Genomic DNA, 15,458 nt, shown 5'->3' on the forward strand with positions numbered 1-15,458 from the left:
CCCGAACGAAGGTGCCGATGCTGTCGGAGTCGGTCTTGCTCTTGATCCGAGCCCGATGGACATCGACGGTTTTTACGCTCATCCCCAGCTTGCGGGCGATATTCTGGCTCGGCAGGCCTTCGACGACCAAGGCCAGGATCTGCCGCTCACGCGGCGTCAGCCCCTGGAGTTTCTCCCGCAGCGCTGCGCGTGCAGCATGCTCCGCGAAACGCGTCCGAGCGCGCTCGACGCCGGACTGGACCGCGTCGAGCAGCCGTTGCGGATCGTACGGCTTCTCCAGGAAGTCCATGGCGCCCTTCTGCAGCGTCGAGACGGACATCCTGATGTCGCCGTGCGCCGAGACGAAGATGATCACGACATGCGGCGCGAACTCGTTGATCCGCTCCTGCAACCTCGTGCCGCTCATGCCCGGCATGCGCACATCGAGCACGATGCAAGCGGGATGCGTGCCGTCGTAGACATCGAGGAAGACATCGGCACTGTGGCAGATGACCGGTCGGATGCCGATGCTCTCGAGAATCCAGTCGACGGAATCGCACAACGCTGGATCGTCGTCGACGACGTATACGGTGGCCTCGGACGCCGGCGCATCGTTGCCGGTCACATGCTCGGCCATGTCAGCTGTCCGCATCCCACACTGCTTCGGCAGTCCAGTACGGAGCCCCGACTGCGCTTGTCTTCGGCTCCCAGTCGGTGGTGCGGCGGAGCAGGGGTTCTTCACGACGGACCGATACGTCGGCCGCGTCCGGTCCATCCGCCTCCACGGTCCAATGCACCCAGTTGACCTCGCGTCCGTACTCGTCGTGGACGAACAGGTCGACGTGATGCCATCCGTAGTTGAAGGTGTCCTCGTAGCAGGTGAGGAACATCCGATGGTGATTGACCGGGCGCGGTTTCAGCATCGAGAATTCTCCAGTCGTCATCAGGGGCATGGTCTTCGAATCACTCGTCCAGCGGGGGACTTTCGCGGAGAATTGCTTCGAGTCTCTCCCCGACCTCGAACAGGTAATCCTCCCTACCCGGCAGGCCGACGAGCTGTATTCCGAGCGGCAGTCCCGCAGTGGTGCGCGCTCCGGGCACGATCACCACGGGTAGGCCCAGCAACTGCCACGGGCGGCTGAGGATCGGCGAACCGGTCGCCGACAATCCCTTCGGTGCAGGCCCGGTCGCGGCAGGACCGACGATGAGGGATGATCCGTCGAGTATCTCGCCCAACAACTCCCGCGAGCGATCCCGTCGGATCAACGCAGCCGTGTGGTCGGAGACCGAGATTGTCTGTCCCCGCTGCAGCAGGTCTCGGATCTGCGGGCTCAGATCGTCCCGCTGCCGTTCGAACTCACGAGCTCGGGTGCGTGCGGCCTCGAAGGCCATGATCGTCGCGTGGTCCTCGGCGAGAGTCTGCACGTGGTCGTCCCAGTCGAGCATTTCCGAATGCAGGCCCAGTCCCGCCAGAACAGACGGAAGACGGCCCAGCAGAGCGATCATCGGAGGGTCGAGATATCCGAGATAGCTTCCGCCCCAGACGAACGCACATTCCGGAAGACCGGACTGAACAGCGGCGGCTGAGCCGAGGAACGCATCGTGGACGTAACGCAGATCGGCGACGGTGCGGGTGAGCAGCCCCAGGGAATCGAGGGAGTCGCTCAGGCCGACAATTCCTGCCATCTCGGTACTGCCGTGGGCGAGAACCAGTCCGGCCGTGCCGCAATAGGACGCCGGTCGGGTCAGGGAACCCGCGGTCTGGGTACCGAGCGCCAACGGCACGGTGCCGGCACCGACCGCGGCGGCGGACCCGCTCGACGATCCTCCGGGCGTGTGCTCGGGTGCATGAGGATTGCGCGTGGGACCCGGACGGAAGTAACCGAACTCGGTCGTGACGGTCTTGCCTTGGACGACGGCGCCGAGCGAACGCAATCGTTCCACGCAGGGCGCGTCCGCGACAGCTGCCGCGGCGGCTGTGACCGGCGATCCCGCACGGGTCGGCATGCCGGCGACGTCGATCAGGTCCTTCACACCGACGGAAATCCCTCGCAAAGGCAGGTCTCGGCGGTCGGCATCGATCGTCGCGACGTCCTCGGCAGTAGTGCTCGACAGTTGCACCCACGCCTGCAGTACGGGTTCCTGAGCGTCGATTGCCGTTCTGGCTCGGGACACGAGTTCCGTCGCCGTCGTCGAACCGGTCCGGACCGACCTCACCTGATCTTCGATGGACACGTCAACCACGGGCGCGTTCACATCATCCTCCTGCAGTCGCTGACCTCCCCATTCTGCCCAGGAAAAGGACGTACCGACAGTAAAGGTTTCCCTCCTACCCGAGTGACGCAAGGCGACATAGGTTTTCCACACCGTTGGGCTTCCGATCACCAACGGAGCACTCGCCGCTCACTCCAGCCCCATTCCCAGCCCACAAGAAAGGTGGCCTCTCATGGCTTCGACCGTGGCGCCGGACAAGATCATCGATCCTTCCGATCCGAAGGCATCGAAGAAGATCGACTTCGGCAGAATGAACCGCAAGGCCTGGTTGATCACTGCACTCCTCGTTCTTTTTCAGATCGTCGCGTTCGCCGACAAGGCCGTACTCGGACTCGTTGCGTCAGAAGCGATCCCGGACCTGGGAATCTCGGCCGTCGAGTTCGGTTTCATCGGCAGTGCATTCTTCTTCCTCTACGCCGTGGTCTCCGTCGTTACCGGATTTCTCGCAGCGCGGTTCTCGGTGCGGTGGATCATCCTGACGATGGGCGTCGTGTGGGCCGTGATGCAGTTCCCCATGCTGCTCGGTGGCGGCGCCGCGATCCTTCTGGTCACCCGCATCGTTCTCGGCGGCGCCGAGGGCCCGGCCACCGCGATGTCACTGACCTCCGCCCACTCCTGGTTCGAACCCCGACGTCGCGCGCTTCCCTCCAATCTTGTCGCTGCGGGCTCGACCCTCGGTCCGGTCCTCGCCGCACCTGCCCTGGCCTGGGTCATCGGTGCTTGGGGATGGCGCTGGGCGTTCGGTGTCCTCGGTATCGTCGGTCTGGTCTGGGTGATCGCCTGGTTGATCCTGGCCGGCGACGGGCCCTACGCGGGCCACGGGAAGAAGGATTCCGCCGGCAAGGATGCCCCTGAGGCGGATGCCGAGTCCGCTCACGAAATCGCCACGGATGATGTCGACAAGCAACCGGCCGTCTCGCTCTGGCGGGCATTCGCGAGCTTGACCTTCCTCGCCGCGGTCATCGGCGGAGGTTCGAACTTCTGGGTGCAGGGGTTCGTGACCACATGGCTACCCCAGTACCTGGGGACCGTGGTCGGACTTTCGTTGCCCCAGGTCGGGACGGTCACCACGATTCCCTGGATCCTGGGAGCGCTCGTGCTTCTCTTCCTCGGATTCCTCGGTCACCGACTGATGCAGCGGGGATACAACGCGCATCGGTCCATCGCGATCCCCTTCGGTGTCGCAGCACTCGTTGCCGGTGTGTGCTTCATCCTGGTCCAGGCGGCCTCCGGTGTCGCCGCCGTCGCGTTGCTCTGCATCGCCGCAGGTTGCAGCCTCGCCTACCCGATGACCGCCTCAGCGCTGGCATTCGCGGTCGGCGCACGGCAGCGTCCGATCATGATGGCCACGCTGGGCGGTGTCGCGTCGATCGGCGCAATCATCTCCCCCACCCTCGTCGGATGGCTGATGACCCGCGCGGGGTACGTCTCGCCGCCCTCGGGCACGTCCCTCACCCCCGAGATGGCGAACAACATGGCCGTAGGCGTACATCAAGCCTTCACGATCACCGGTGTCGTCCTGCTCGTCGGCGGCGTGCTGTGCATCCTCTTCCTTCGCCCCGAAGCCCTCGGACGCACCCTCCAGGCGCGTCACCGCAAAGGCTGAACCGAGCCGGATCGATCGTCGTTCCGACCAAGGAGTGCTTATGTCCCTCGACACCGTCAGTATCGCCAAGGGCCTGTTCCGCGAGGTGATGGGCCACTATCCCACGGGCGTTGCAGTGATCACCGGACGCGCGGCCGACGGCGAACTGCTCGCCCTCGTCGTCGGGACCTTCAGTTCGGTGTCCCTCGATCCTCCCCTGGTCTCGTTCATGCCGATGAAGACGTCCCGGACGTTCGACAAACTCCGGCGGTGCGAGTCGATATGCATCAATGTCATCGGGGGCGAGCAGGAGGATCTTGTCGCCACGATCGCCCGGCGCTGGGAGAACAAGTTCGACGGCATCGAGTGGTTCACCTCTCCGTCCGGCAACCCGGTTCTCGAACAATCGGTCGCCTGGATCGACGCACGCGTGACGAACACGGTCGATGCCGGCGACCATTGGATCGTCCTCTGCACCGTGAGCGATCTGGCGGTCACCAACCCCGTGGCGCCTCTGATCTACTTCCAGGGCGGTTACGGCAGCTTCGTGAGTACGTCGCTGATCGCTCGGCTGCAGCACGAGATCACCGATTCGATCAGCGCGGCGGAGGCCCTCCGCCCGGAGGTGGAAGCGCTCGCCCACTCGATCGGTTGCGAGGTCGCGCTGTATACGACGATCGGCCGGGACGAGATGGTCCGAGTGCTGTCGGCCTTCGGCCCCGGCGTGGAACAGACGAACGGACTCGCACGACGTATCCCGATCGTGCCTCCGATCGGCGACAGTATCGTCTTCGACCTGTCCGAGGACGAACAGGAACGCTGGCTGTCCAGGGCCATCGGAATCGACGAGGACACGAAGGGGGTCTACCGCCGGCGACTCGGTTTCGTACGCGCCCACGGATACGCGCTCTCGCTTCTTCCTCGAGAAGGCCGCACCGCCTACGAGACGATGCGCGAAGCGACGCGACGCTACGAATCAGGTCTGCTCACGCCCATGGAGGAACGTGACATCCGGACCGTGATCCCCGGGTCGGACGTCGACTATCGCGTTCAGGAGCTCGATTCCGACGGTCGCTACGATGTCGGGTCCCTCGTCTTCCCTGTACGCGATCCGGAAGGCCGCTGCACCTCGACCTTGCGTCTGGCTCAACTCCCGCTTCGGAGCACCGGCGCGACGGTCGCTGCATGGGTTTCGCATGCCAGAAGCGTCGTCGCAGCACTCGAGGGCGATAGACACCCCCACGGTTCGTAGGCGGTCGAATGCACCTCTTGTGCCTACATCGCTCTCGAGGGAACTGCTGTGGACCGCCCGACGGACGGACTGTGCGTGATCGGACAAACGATCACAGAGAAGCGGTGTGGTCCTCGACGATTCGCTCGGCAACTCGGGACAGGGCGACATTGAGATCCTGCGACAGTGTCCGCAGCATCACGAAGGCGCGGGCGGCATCGACACCGCAGCGCTGCATCAGAAGACCTTTGGCCTGGCCGATGGTGTCTCGGGTGGCCAACGCCGAGCGCAGATGCAGCTCCGCGCGTGCAGCCGTGAGCTCGGCGGCCGCCTGCGCCGCCAGTGCGATGCCCAGCGCTACCGCGGCACCGTCGAAGGCCTGCGGTTTCGATGCGAACAGGTTCAGCGAACCGGCGATGTCGGTGCGGGTGTGGAGTTGGAAGGACAACACGCTGCCGACCCCGACCATCAGGGCTTCTTCCGTGAACTGCGGCCAACGCATCTCGGATCGGAGGTCGCTGCTGTAGACCACGCTCGTAACTCCGGCCGCGTCGATACAGGGGCCACCGGCGTCGCGTTGGATCCGACCGAGTCCCCGGGACAACGACGAGGTCGCTCCGTGGGATTCGAATGTGTCCTTGCCGATGAGGACGATGTCGGCGCACTCGACCCCCGCAATCGTGGCGGCCGCAGCCGCGGTCACTGCGCGCAACGCTTCGCCGAGATCCTGCCGTCCGCTCGGCGGTCTTCGTAGATCCCCAAGGGCCTTGATCAAGATCTCGATCGATTCGGCCATGTTGGGAAGCCTCTTCCGCCTGTTTCACGATGCCGCGTGTCAAGGCGAAAAAGTGGCGGGCAAGGTGCCCGTACCACTACGGTACCCGCGAGTGCCGGTACGGAGGTGTGAAGAGCACCTTCTGGGCGTTCGGCAGATACCTCAGGCATCGGGTGGCCGACCGTGGGTCGGAAGGTCAGAGCGTGTGGCCGAGGATGTGGGTAAGGGCGAGGAGAGCGGCGAACCAGATGAGCGTTCCGCCGAGTGTGGCGAAGTCTGTGTACATGAGTGGTCTCGATCGTACGCCGGTTGAAGCATCAACGAAGATGTTCGCGGTCACGGTCCGTCGCGCACGCGTTCGGCTTCCGCACGCTTGTCCCCACCGGGAATAGATGGCTATCGGGTCGCGTTGTGCTGGGCGGATCGGGTGCGTATTCGTGTCCCCCGGGCTCAACCCATTGCCTTCACGGAAGTTCCGTTCGGCTGGAGCCGTGTTGCGCCTTTCGCCGAGAGGCGACCGAACGCACCCGGTCCCTTGACATTTCGTACGTCGAGGCGACGCATACCGCCACAGGGGTATGCGCTGCCGATGTACTCCCCGAGGATATTGCCGACCCGCCGCGTCGCCCGAACATCACCAGGTTCAGCCCGCACTCGACCGGGTACCTCCGAGAGGACACAACGGTTCGAGAGACGAGCAAGTGCAGGAGGACATGTGCCCACCAAGTTGACCGCCACCGACCTTCGAGAACTCCTCGATTCGACGCTCGATGACCCCGCACTCGTTCTGGAGGAGGGCTGGTTCCGCGTTGTCGGAGGTCAGGAGCTGACCGATCAGAACCGACCGCTTCTCGTAATCACCAGAGAAGACCTCCGAAAGCAGCTACCGCAGGATCGGAACTACGAAGAGAGCGACCTCGAGATGCAGGCGGGCGTGCTCGACTCGACCGTCGCGAACCTCGGCGGGTGAGTACGGCGCCGACACCGATCGTCGTCGGGTGATCACCTTGTATCGGCCACCGACTGGAACAGTCGGTGACACACTCGAAGAATGAGCGAAGAACCCACATCCGCGCCGGTCTGGAATTACCTGATGGACATGGATGGTGTTCTCGTGCACGAGGATCACTTGATTCCCGGCGCCGACGCGTTCCTGACCGAACTCCGCGATACCGGTACGCCGTTCATGGTGCTCACCAACAATTCCATCCGCACGCCCCGAGACCTACGGGCTCGCCTCCTGCTCTCCGGCCTCGACGTTCCGGAGAAGGCGATCTGGACTTCGGCGTTGGCGACGGCGACGTTCCTCGCGAATCAACGTCCCGGCGGCAGCGCCTACGTGGTGGGCGAATCCGGATTGACCACCGCGCTGCACGACATCGGTTACGTCCTCACCGACAGCGACCCGGACTACGTCGTTCTCGGAGAGACACGCACCTATTCCTTCGAGGCGATCACCACCGCGATCCGCCTGGTCGAACGCGGCGCCCGGTTCATCGCGACCAATCCGGATCCGACCGGCCCGTCACGAGAAGGTTCGCTCCCTGCCACCGGAGCCGTTGCGGCGCTGATCACCCGCGCGACCGGCCGCGAACCGTACTTCGTGGGCAAGCCGAATGCCTTGATGATGCGCTCGGCCCTGCGCGCGATCGGTGCGCACTCCGCACACACGCTGATGATCGGCGACCGCATGGACACCGACATCGTCTGCGGTCTCGAGGCAGGCTTGCAGACGCTGTTGGTCCTCACCGGCATTTCCACCCGCGAGTCCGTCGAGCGGTTCCCCTATCGTCCGACCCGCGTCATCAACTCCGTCGCGGATCTGGTTGGCTCCACGGCGAATCCGTTCTGATCTCAGTATCAGTGGTCACGTCGACAGCAGATGACCGAGTCACCCCTCGTTCGTTGCGGCTCCGCTGGGACCTTCGCTCGACAATCGCCACGCGAGACGTCTCTGGGATGTCCCGACGAAGGACCCTTGCCGTCCGACCGACGAACTCGTCACAGTGGATGGCAGATCGGTGCCCGAGCCCCACCGTCCGGTCCGGCCGACGGATGCACCGACCTGCACGACAGGACGGGAGCGCAGATGGACGCGCAACATGTGATCGAGGTACGCGATCTTCACAAGCATTTCGGTCACGCCCATGCACTGGACGGGCTCGATCTCACCGTCGACGCCGGAGAGATCCACGGCTTCCTCGGGCCGAACGGCGCCGGCAAGTCCACGACCTTGCGTGTTCTGCTGGGGATTCTGCGGCCCACCTCCGGACGGGTACGGATGCTCGGACTCGATCCCTGGTCCGAGGCGGTCACCCTGCACCGCGATGTCGCGTACGTGCCGGGCGATGTCACCTTGTGGCCGTCACTGACCGGGGGCGAAACGATCGATCTGCTGGCCCGGTTGCGGAGCGGACTCGACGAACACCGTCGCGACGAGCTGATCGAGCGGTTCGCACTCGATCCTCGTAAGAAGACTCGAAGCTATTCCAAGGGCAACCGGCAGAAGGTCGCGTTGATCTCGGCGTTGTCGTCGCATGCACGGGTGCTGCTGCTCGACGAACCCACCTCCGGTCTCGACCCCCTGATGGAGCAGATCTTCCGCGAGTGTGCCCGCGAAGCGGTGGCACGGGGTTCCACCGTCCTGCTGTCGAGCCACATCCTCTCCGAGGTCGAGGCGTTGTGCCACAAGGTCACCATCATTCGTGACGGCCGGACGGTCGACTCCGGTGCGGTCGAGGAGATGCGCCATCTCGGACGCATGTCGATCACCGCCGAGTTGGTCGGTGATCCCGGCGACCTGCGGCGGGTTTCCGGCGTCACGGACGTCGTCTTCGACGGCACGACGCTGCACTGCCAGGTCGACGAGGACGGCCTCGGTGATCTCGTCCGTCTGCTCGGCGCCGCGGGGGTACGCAGCCTGATCAGCACACCCCCGACGCTCGAGGAACTGTTCCTGCGCCACTACCAGGTGGAGAACGGATCGGAGAACCGGATCGCCGCCGAGGTCGAGGAGCTGACATGACCACGATTGCGGCGCCTGTTTCCCTCCGCCCCGGCCCGGCACCGGGCAATCTCACCGGTACGACACAACTGGTGCGGCTGTGTCTGCGTCGCGACAGGATCGTGCTGCCACTGTGGGTCCTCATCATCGGGGTGCTGTTGCCGATGACCTATGCCGGCAGCATCGAATCGGTCTACCCCACCGCGGCGGATCTGCAGCGCTTCGCTGTCGCGACCTCGGCCAGCCCGGCTCTGATCGCGATGTACGGGCCGATCTTCGCAGCCACGCCAGGGGCCGTGGCGATCTGGAAGGCCGGTGCGCTGTACACCGCGATCGGGGTCGCGGTGATCCTGACCGTCATCCGGCATACCCGTGCCGAGGAGGAGTCCGGACGATCCGAACTGGTCGATTCGACCGTCGTCGGCCGATACGCCGAACTCACGGCCGCAGTGCTCGTCGCCGCCGGCGCGTCGATCGTCGTCGGAACGTCGTTCGCGCTCGTGCTGTACCTGTACGACCTGCCGGCAGCCGGCTCGATCGGCTTCGGAAGTGCGCTGGCGGCATGCGGTCTGGTGTACACCGCGGTCGCCGCGGTCGCCGCACAACTGACCGCCTCGGCACGTCCGGCGCGCGGTATCGCACTGGGAACCCTGGGAGTGTTCTTCGCGCTGCGTGCCGTCGGGGACGCCGGGTCCGGGACGCTGTCGTGGCTGTCCCCGCAGGGCTGGTCGCTGCAACTGCGTCCGTTCGCCGACGAACGTTGGTGGGTGCTGCTGCTGCACGCGGCCGTCACGGTGATCGCGATCGCGGCGGCCTATGTGCTGCTGCACCGCCGTGATCTGGGCAGCGGACTGCTCGCCGAGCGCCCCGGCGCACGGGCCGCCGGGCCGAGTCTGGCCGGACCCCTCGGCCTCGCGTGGCGGATGCACCGAGGTTCCCTGATTGCCTGGAGCATCGTCTTGTTCCTCTACGGATTGCTCTTCGGCAGCGCCGCCCACGGGCTCGGTGCCCAGCTCGGCGACAACGATGCCATCGACGAGATCATCGCCCGGCTCGGCGGCACAACCGTGCTCGAAGACGCATTCGTGGCGCTGGCGCTCACCATGCTGGGTATCGCAGCGTCGGCGTACGCCATCTCCGCTACCTTGCGACTGCACTACGAGGAAACCGCGCACCGCGCCGACTCGATCATCGCCGGCCGCGTCGGTCGGCTTCACTGGGTGCTGAGTCACCTGATGTTCGCGATGCTCGGTCCGGCGGTGGCACTGTTCGCGGCCGGTACAGCCGTGACGCTCACGTACGGCGCCGCGATCGGAGACGTCGCAGGCACCGCGCCCGGATCGCTCGCCGGTGCTCTGGTGCAGCTTCCCGCGGTCTGGATCTGTGTCGGCATCACCATGGTGCTGTTCGGATGGCTACCACGGTTCACACCGGCCGCGTGGGCGGTCTACGTGATGTTTCTGCTGATCTTCAGCATCGGCTCGCTCGCGGAGCTGCCCCAGTGGGCCCTCGATGCGGAACCGTTCGGCCATCTGCCGAAACTGCCCGGCGCCACCTTCACGCCGGTGCCGGTGCTCGGAGAAATACTCCTCGCGGTCGTCCTGATCGTTGTCGGAGCGATCGGGTTCCGCCGACGCGATCTCACATGACGGTTCGCGTCTCGTTCGGTTCCGGTTCAGGCACCGAGAGCGAAGGCGACCAGAAAGCCCAAGGAAGTGCAGATGGCGACCCACCACCCGCCTTCTCTATAGGCCTCCGGCATCAACGAGTCGGCGATCACTGCGATGGTGGCGCCTCCGGCGAACGCCTGGATCAACGGGATTCCCGCCGGCGGCAGAGAGTCGGCGAATGCAGTGGCGATCACGACCACCGCCACCAGCAGAACAGACGTCATACCCCAGATGAGCAGTGCGGCGCGATGTGAAAGGGCCGACCGCATCGACGCCGCACCTGCCACCGCCTCGGGGATGTTGCCCACCGCCACCGCCACCAGCAACACGACTCCACCGGCGCCGCCCGCGAGAGTCGTCCCCAGCGCGGCGTTCTCCGGGATGCCGTCGAGCAGCGCGCCGAGCATCAGCGCCCACCCCAGGGCTGCCGGGCCGAGCTTGCTCTCGATCGCGCGGTCGGCAACGACGTAGACGACGGTTCCCAGCATCAGGGCCCCGCCCGCCGCCCACAATCCTTGGTCCGCGAAGGCCGGGGCGAACAGTTCGGTCGAGACCGCCGCCACCATCGCACCTGCACCGAAGGCCATCAATCCCGCGAGCACCGGGCGGGGCAGGTCGTAACGCAGGCCGATCGCAGCTCCGAGGAACAAGGGCACGGTGGTCCCCAGTCCGTACCACAAGGCCGTCAACATCGAACCGATCCCCCGTTTCGACACCGTCCTCCACCCGTTTCGCTCATGTGTACCTCTTCCGTCCCGGCGACCGGATACCCCGGGACGTCATCGCCGACCGACTCGGCGAGATCTTCTACGACGCGACGATCGACGATTCCGTCGGCGCGGACACGGTTGCCAGGCATAATTTGCTGGAATCAACGAATTTCGGCCCACCCAACGATGAAGGACCGAGTCCGAGCGAAGCATCGTGAAGGGCCGAGTCGACCGGCGAAGGATTCGTGCGCATGGGCCGTGCACCAGCTGTTCCTCGCGCCGCTCATCATGTCGGCGCACACTGGCGCGCACTGTCCGAGGTTCGGGGCAGCAGCGAGCGGTTCGTGCCGGCCATGACCGAATCCCTGCCACCTGCTGCGAGACGTTGGATCAACCATGCGGTTGCCGAGGGCACGCCGATGGCCGCAGCCGCACGACTCGAGATGTCCGGGCAGATCAGGCTCGGATCCTGGCGACCGTTCACCGCCGTCCAGCTCCTTGCTCCGACGACGGGATTCGTCTGGGCTGCGACCGCCTGGATCGGCCCGGTGCCTGTGTCCGGGTACGACCGTTTCACCGACGGGAGCGGCGAGATGCGTTGGCGTCTGGCAGGCCTCGTCCCCCTGATGTCCGCCGAAGGCCCGGATGTCAGCGACAGTGCGGGCGGCCGCCTGGCCGGGGAGAGCATCTTCGTGCCTACGTCGTTTCCTCTCGCACGGTGGCGCGGCGACGAATTCGTCGCCTCGGCGACCTGGACGGTAGAGGGTCGGGAGGAGACCGTACGGCTGGACGTCGCCGACGACGGGGCGTTGCGCGGGGTGCGGATGCTGCGGTGGGGCAACCCCGACAATCATGAGTTCGGTCGGTATCCGTTCATCGTCGCGGTCGAGGCCGAGCGCAGGTTCGGTGGCATCACCATCGCCTCGCGGATCCGCGCCAGTTGGGACACGGGCACCGGTGCGGACAGGGAGTTCTTCCGCGCCGAGATCACCACCGCCGACTTCTTCTGACCCCGCGCGACGAATCCGGTGCTGTGGCTACTTCGCGCCGGCGGCGATGGTGCTCACCGTCGCGCGCATGATGTGCCCGACGAACGGCCGGATGAGCCGCCAGTAGCGCGTCATCTTCATGCGGGCCTCCGCGTCCGTGGTCGCTGTGCGGGGTGCACACGGACAGGAAGTCCGGATCGTGCGCAGCGCGGAAGACAGCGGATGTGCGTTCGCGGTAGGCCGGTGCAGGCGGTGTTCGGACCGAACCTGCGGATCGAAAGGACTTCGCGAACCGCACACCGGCCTGTGCCTTCAACCGATGGGCCATCCCGGCAAACGACGCGCCTGCTGCCATTCCTGCTGCCACCGCGCCATCCGATGCCTGTTCATCACGCCGTGGAGCCCGAGTAGCGTAAGCGCGCAGCCGACGACTCCGAGGATGAGAAAAGCCAGCGCCGTACCGAGCGCGGCGATCGCGTTCTCGGATCCGGTACGAGGCGCCGACATGTAATCGCCCGCCTCGTCGACCCAGATGCGTACCGTCTCCCCCGCCTCGACACGGGTTCCGAGATCGACCAGGCCGGTGTGTTCAGTGCCCTCCACATCCCACCGAGCGATCATCGGACCGATACGAGACGTATTTTCGGACAGGGGGTCTCGCACGGACATATCTTCTGGATCATTGTCGACAACGATCGCCGGCACCTGTCGTCCACCGGTGATCGCGTGGTGCGATCGTTCGGCCAGCTGCGTATACGAGACGGTTCCGACGGCGGCGGCAATGGGCACGAGCAGCAACACGACTGCCACCATGAGCACAACCGCGAGGGCCTCGATCCGATCACTGCCGCGCATGAGCGGATTCGCGCTCCACGGGCGCAGGCGCCACCACCGAACCGCTACCGAGATTTCGCGACTCATCGCACTCTCCGGGACGTCGTTGTTCGGTCCTCAGTATTGTTATGTCCCCAGTGTCGGTCGTCGGCAGCTCGTACTGTAGAGCCATTGGTCGCATTCGGGGGCGCAAGGCCACTACGGAACACGGCAACGACCGGTAGACCGTTGTTCCTTTCCCGCCCTCACCTGTGCGACATACACCGAGACCGACCACCGGCAATACACCGACACGAGTAGCTTTCCGTGGTCGGGCATGCGTGTCGTGTCGTGCCGGGACGGTCGACCCCATCGCGGAATCAGAACGGAGTGCTTACGCAGGGACCTCGGTTCGGCGCGATCAGGTCTCATACTGGTAGCGGGTCTCGACGTCGGAGAGGTCGACGTATGCGCCAGCGCATCGAGGATTACGCGTTGATCGGGGATCTGCACACTGCCGCGCTGGTGGGCCGCGATGGGTCGATCGACTGGTTGTGCCTGCCGCGCTTCGACTCACCTGCCTGCTTCGCGGCGCTGCTCCACGACGACGAGGCGGGCCGATGGTTGCTTGCTCCCGTAGCAGGTGGTGTGTGTACTTACCGGGCGTACCGCCACGACACATTGGTCCTGGAGACCGAATGGGTCACAGCAACAGGATCGGTGCGGGTCGTCGACTGCATGCCGGTGCGAAGAGAGACCGCCGACGTCGTGCGTGTGGTCCAGGGCGTCACCGGCTCCGTGCGGATGCAGACCGAACTTCGGCTGCGGTTCGATTACGGGCATATCGTCCCGTGGGTACGCCGAGTTCCGGGATGTCTGACCGCCGTCGCCGGCCCGGATGCGGTCTGGCTCCGCACTCCGGTGCCGCTACACGGGCACGATATGCGAACCACCGGACAGTTCGACGTCCATGCGGGGGACGACATTCCGTTCGTGCTCACCTATGGCCTCTCCTATGAGCACGCTCCTCGGCCGCTCGATGCACGCCAGGCGATCGCCGACACGGACAGATACTGGACCGACTGGATCGACTCGTGCGATTACAGCGGGGAGCATATCGACGAGGTACATCGTTCGCTCATCACTCTCGAGGCCCTGACCTACCGTCCGACCGGGGGCATCGTGGCCGCGGCCACCACGTCACTGCCCGAGCAGATCGGCGGCAGCCGTAACTGGGACTATCGATATTGCTGGCTACGCGACGCCGCCTTCACTCTGCAAGCCCTGCTCGGTTGCGGATTCGTCGCCGAGGCCAAGGCGTGGCGCAACTGGCTGGTACGGGCAGTGGCAGGGGACCCCGCGGACCTGCAGATGGTGTACCGACTCGACGGAGCACGGCGAGTGCCGGAATTCGCCCTGCCGTGGTTGTCCGGTTACGACGGTTCCGTACCCGTGCGCGTCGGCAATGCCGCCGCTGGACAGTTCCAGCTCGACGTGTGGGGTGAGGTACTCGACTGCCTACATCTGGCCCGTGAGAGCGGTCTGCGCGGCGACCCCGCCTGGGACATCGAGGTGGCGTTGCTCGATTTCCTCGAAGGTCACTGGCAGGAGCCCGATAACGGGCTGTGGGAGATACGCGGTCGGCCTCGCCCGTTCGTCCATTCCAAGGTGATGGCCTGGGCAGGGGTGGATCGCGGCGTCCGGGCGGTGGAGCGGTTCGGCCTCCCCGGCCCGGTCGACCGGTGGCGCGCTCTGCGCGAACAGATACATGCCGAGATTCTGCAGAATGGATTCGATGCACGCCGTGGCACTTTCACCCAGTTCTACGGCAGCCGCGGGGTGGATGCGGCGCTGCTGCTCATACCCCGCACCGGCTTTCTGCCGTGGGACGATCCCCGCGTGGTCGGCACCGTGTCCACCGTCGAGCGTGACCTCGACCGGGACGGATTCCTGCTGCGCTACCGCCCCGAACTCGAACAGGTCGACGGCATCGCCGAACCCGAGGCAACGTTCGTGGCGTGCAGTTTCTGGCTCGCCGACGCATTGTACGGCGCCGGTCGCGTCCAGGACGCCCACAAGCTCTTCGATCGATTGCTGTCAGTGCGCAACGACGTCGGATTGTTCGCCGAAGAGTACGACCCCCAAGCCCGTCGTCAACTCGGCAACGTCCCCCAGGCGTTCAGTCACGTAGCGTTGATCAACACTGCACGGCATTTGTCCGGGTATCCTGTCGGCACCCATCGCCCCGGCCCGCGTTGACCTCCGGGAGCGTACCCGCGTAAAGATCCGATCCGTGGAGGGTGCGTCCTCCTCGGGCGAACCCTGAGAGGACTCGATCTCCGGTCACTTCGCATCCGCATCCCGTTCGTCGCACTTCCTCGTGCCACGAATGATCTGTTGTCCTGGGTGATTCGTCGATCGCAAGAAT

The 15,458-nt window shown here is 65.4% G+C and carries 14 protein-coding genes; 8 read left to right on the top strand and 6 right to left on the bottom strand.

Features of this window, described 5'->3' with window-relative positions:
• The 3 genes from ACLBYD_RS12475 to ACLBYD_RS12485 all read right to left on the bottom strand — a co-directional run.
• Positions 1–616, bottom strand: a 616-nt coding sequence (locus tag ACLBYD_RS12475; RefSeq protein ID WP_447816671.1) for a response regulator transcription factor, incomplete at its 3' end; no start/stop codon positions are given.
• A 1-nt stretch (position 617) separates the two neighbouring features.
• Positions 618–902, bottom strand: a complete 285-nt coding sequence (locus ACLBYD_RS12480; RefSeq protein WP_447816812.1) for a hypothetical protein — start codon at positions 900–902, stop codon at positions 618–620.
• Between the two features lie 40 nt (positions 903–942).
• Positions 943–2,235 (bottom strand): amidase, encoded by a 1,293-nt coding sequence (locus ACLBYD_RS12485; RefSeq protein ID WP_447816672.1) that lies wholly within the window; start codon positions 2,233–2,235, stop codon positions 943–945.
• Positions 2,236–2,425: 190 nt separating this feature from the next.
• On the opposite strand from ACLBYD_RS12485, the gene ACLBYD_RS12490 reads away from it, so the two are divergent.
• Together ACLBYD_RS12490 and ACLBYD_RS12495 are read left to right on the top strand one after the other, a co-directional pair.
• A complete protein-coding gene (locus ACLBYD_RS12490; protein WP_447816673.1) occupies positions 2,426–3,859 on the top strand; it encodes an MFS transporter in 1,434 nt (477 codons plus the stop codon).
• A gap of 40 nt (positions 3,860–3,899) precedes the next feature.
• Entirely contained in the window at positions 3,900–5,090 is a 1,191-nt protein-coding gene (locus ACLBYD_RS12495) for a flavin reductase family protein (RefSeq protein WP_447816674.1), read from the top strand.
• 91 nt (positions 5,091–5,181) lie between these two features.
• Here the strand turns inward: ACLBYD_RS12495 and ACLBYD_RS12500 are convergent, their stop codons facing one another.
• Positions 5,182–5,865 (bottom strand): ANTAR domain-containing protein, encoded by a 684-nt coding sequence (locus ACLBYD_RS12500; protein WP_447816675.1) that lies wholly within the window; start codon positions 5,863–5,865, stop codon positions 5,182–5,184.
• A gap of 706 nt (positions 5,866–6,571) precedes the next feature.
• Here ACLBYD_RS12500 and ACLBYD_RS12505 point away from each other — a divergent pair.
• From ACLBYD_RS12505 to ACLBYD_RS12520, 4 genes are all read left to right on the top strand, one after another.
• A complete protein-coding gene (locus ACLBYD_RS12505) occupies positions 6,572–6,814 on the top strand; it encodes a hypothetical protein (protein WP_447816676.1) in 243 nt (80 codons plus the stop codon).
• Between the two features lie 81 nt (positions 6,815–6,895).
• Positions 6,896–7,696 carry an HAD-IIA family hydrolase gene (locus tag ACLBYD_RS12510; RefSeq protein ID WP_160875389.1) on the top strand — a complete coding sequence of 267 codons (801 nt, stop codon included), beginning with the start codon at positions 6,896–6,898 and terminating at the stop codon, positions 7,694–7,696.
• Positions 7,697–7,933: 237 nt separating this feature from the next.
• A complete protein-coding gene (locus tag ACLBYD_RS12515) occupies positions 7,934–8,869 on the top strand; it encodes an ATP-binding cassette domain-containing protein (RefSeq protein ID WP_447816677.1) in 936 nt (311 codons plus the stop codon).
• Positions 8,866–10,497, top strand: a complete 1,632-nt coding sequence (locus ACLBYD_RS12520; RefSeq protein WP_447816678.1) for an ABC transporter permease — start codon at positions 8,866–8,868, stop codon at positions 10,495–10,497. The genes ACLBYD_RS12515 and ACLBYD_RS12520 overlap by 4 nt, the downstream gene beginning before the upstream one ends.
• A 26-nt stretch (positions 10,498–10,523) precedes the next feature.
• Here ACLBYD_RS12520 and ACLBYD_RS12525 read toward each other — a convergent pair whose 3' ends face one another.
• The gene (locus tag ACLBYD_RS12525; protein ID WP_447816679.1) at positions 10,524–11,210 is read right to left on the bottom strand and encodes a ZIP family metal transporter; all 687 of its coding nucleotides are present in this window, start codon (positions 11,208–11,210) and stop codon (positions 10,524–10,526) included.
• Positions 11,211–11,479: 269 nt separating this feature from the next.
• On the opposite strand from ACLBYD_RS12525, the gene ACLBYD_RS12530 reads away from it, so the two are divergent.
• A complete protein-coding gene (locus ACLBYD_RS12530) occupies positions 11,480–12,238 on the top strand; it encodes a DUF6920 family protein (protein ID WP_447816680.1) in 759 nt (252 codons plus the stop codon).
• A 291-nt stretch (positions 12,239–12,529) separates the two neighbouring features.
• Here the strand turns inward: ACLBYD_RS12530 and ACLBYD_RS12535 are convergent, their stop codons facing one another.
• Positions 12,530–13,138 carry an Rv1733c family protein gene (locus ACLBYD_RS12535; protein ID WP_447816681.1) on the bottom strand — a complete coding sequence of 203 codons (609 nt, stop codon included), beginning with the start codon at positions 13,136–13,138 and terminating at the stop codon, positions 12,530–12,532.
• Positions 13,139–13,498: 360 nt separating this feature from the next.
• Here ACLBYD_RS12535 and ACLBYD_RS12540 point away from each other — a divergent pair, with 360 nt between their 5' ends.
• The gene (locus ACLBYD_RS12540; protein ID WP_447816682.1) at positions 13,499–15,289 is read left to right on the top strand and encodes a glycoside hydrolase family 15 protein; all 1,791 of its coding nucleotides are present in this window, start codon (positions 13,499–13,501) and stop codon (positions 15,287–15,289) included.
• The last annotated feature ends 169 nt before the right edge of the window (positions 15,290–15,458 follow it).

Source organism: Rhodococcus sp. C26F (genome assembly GCF_053345925.1).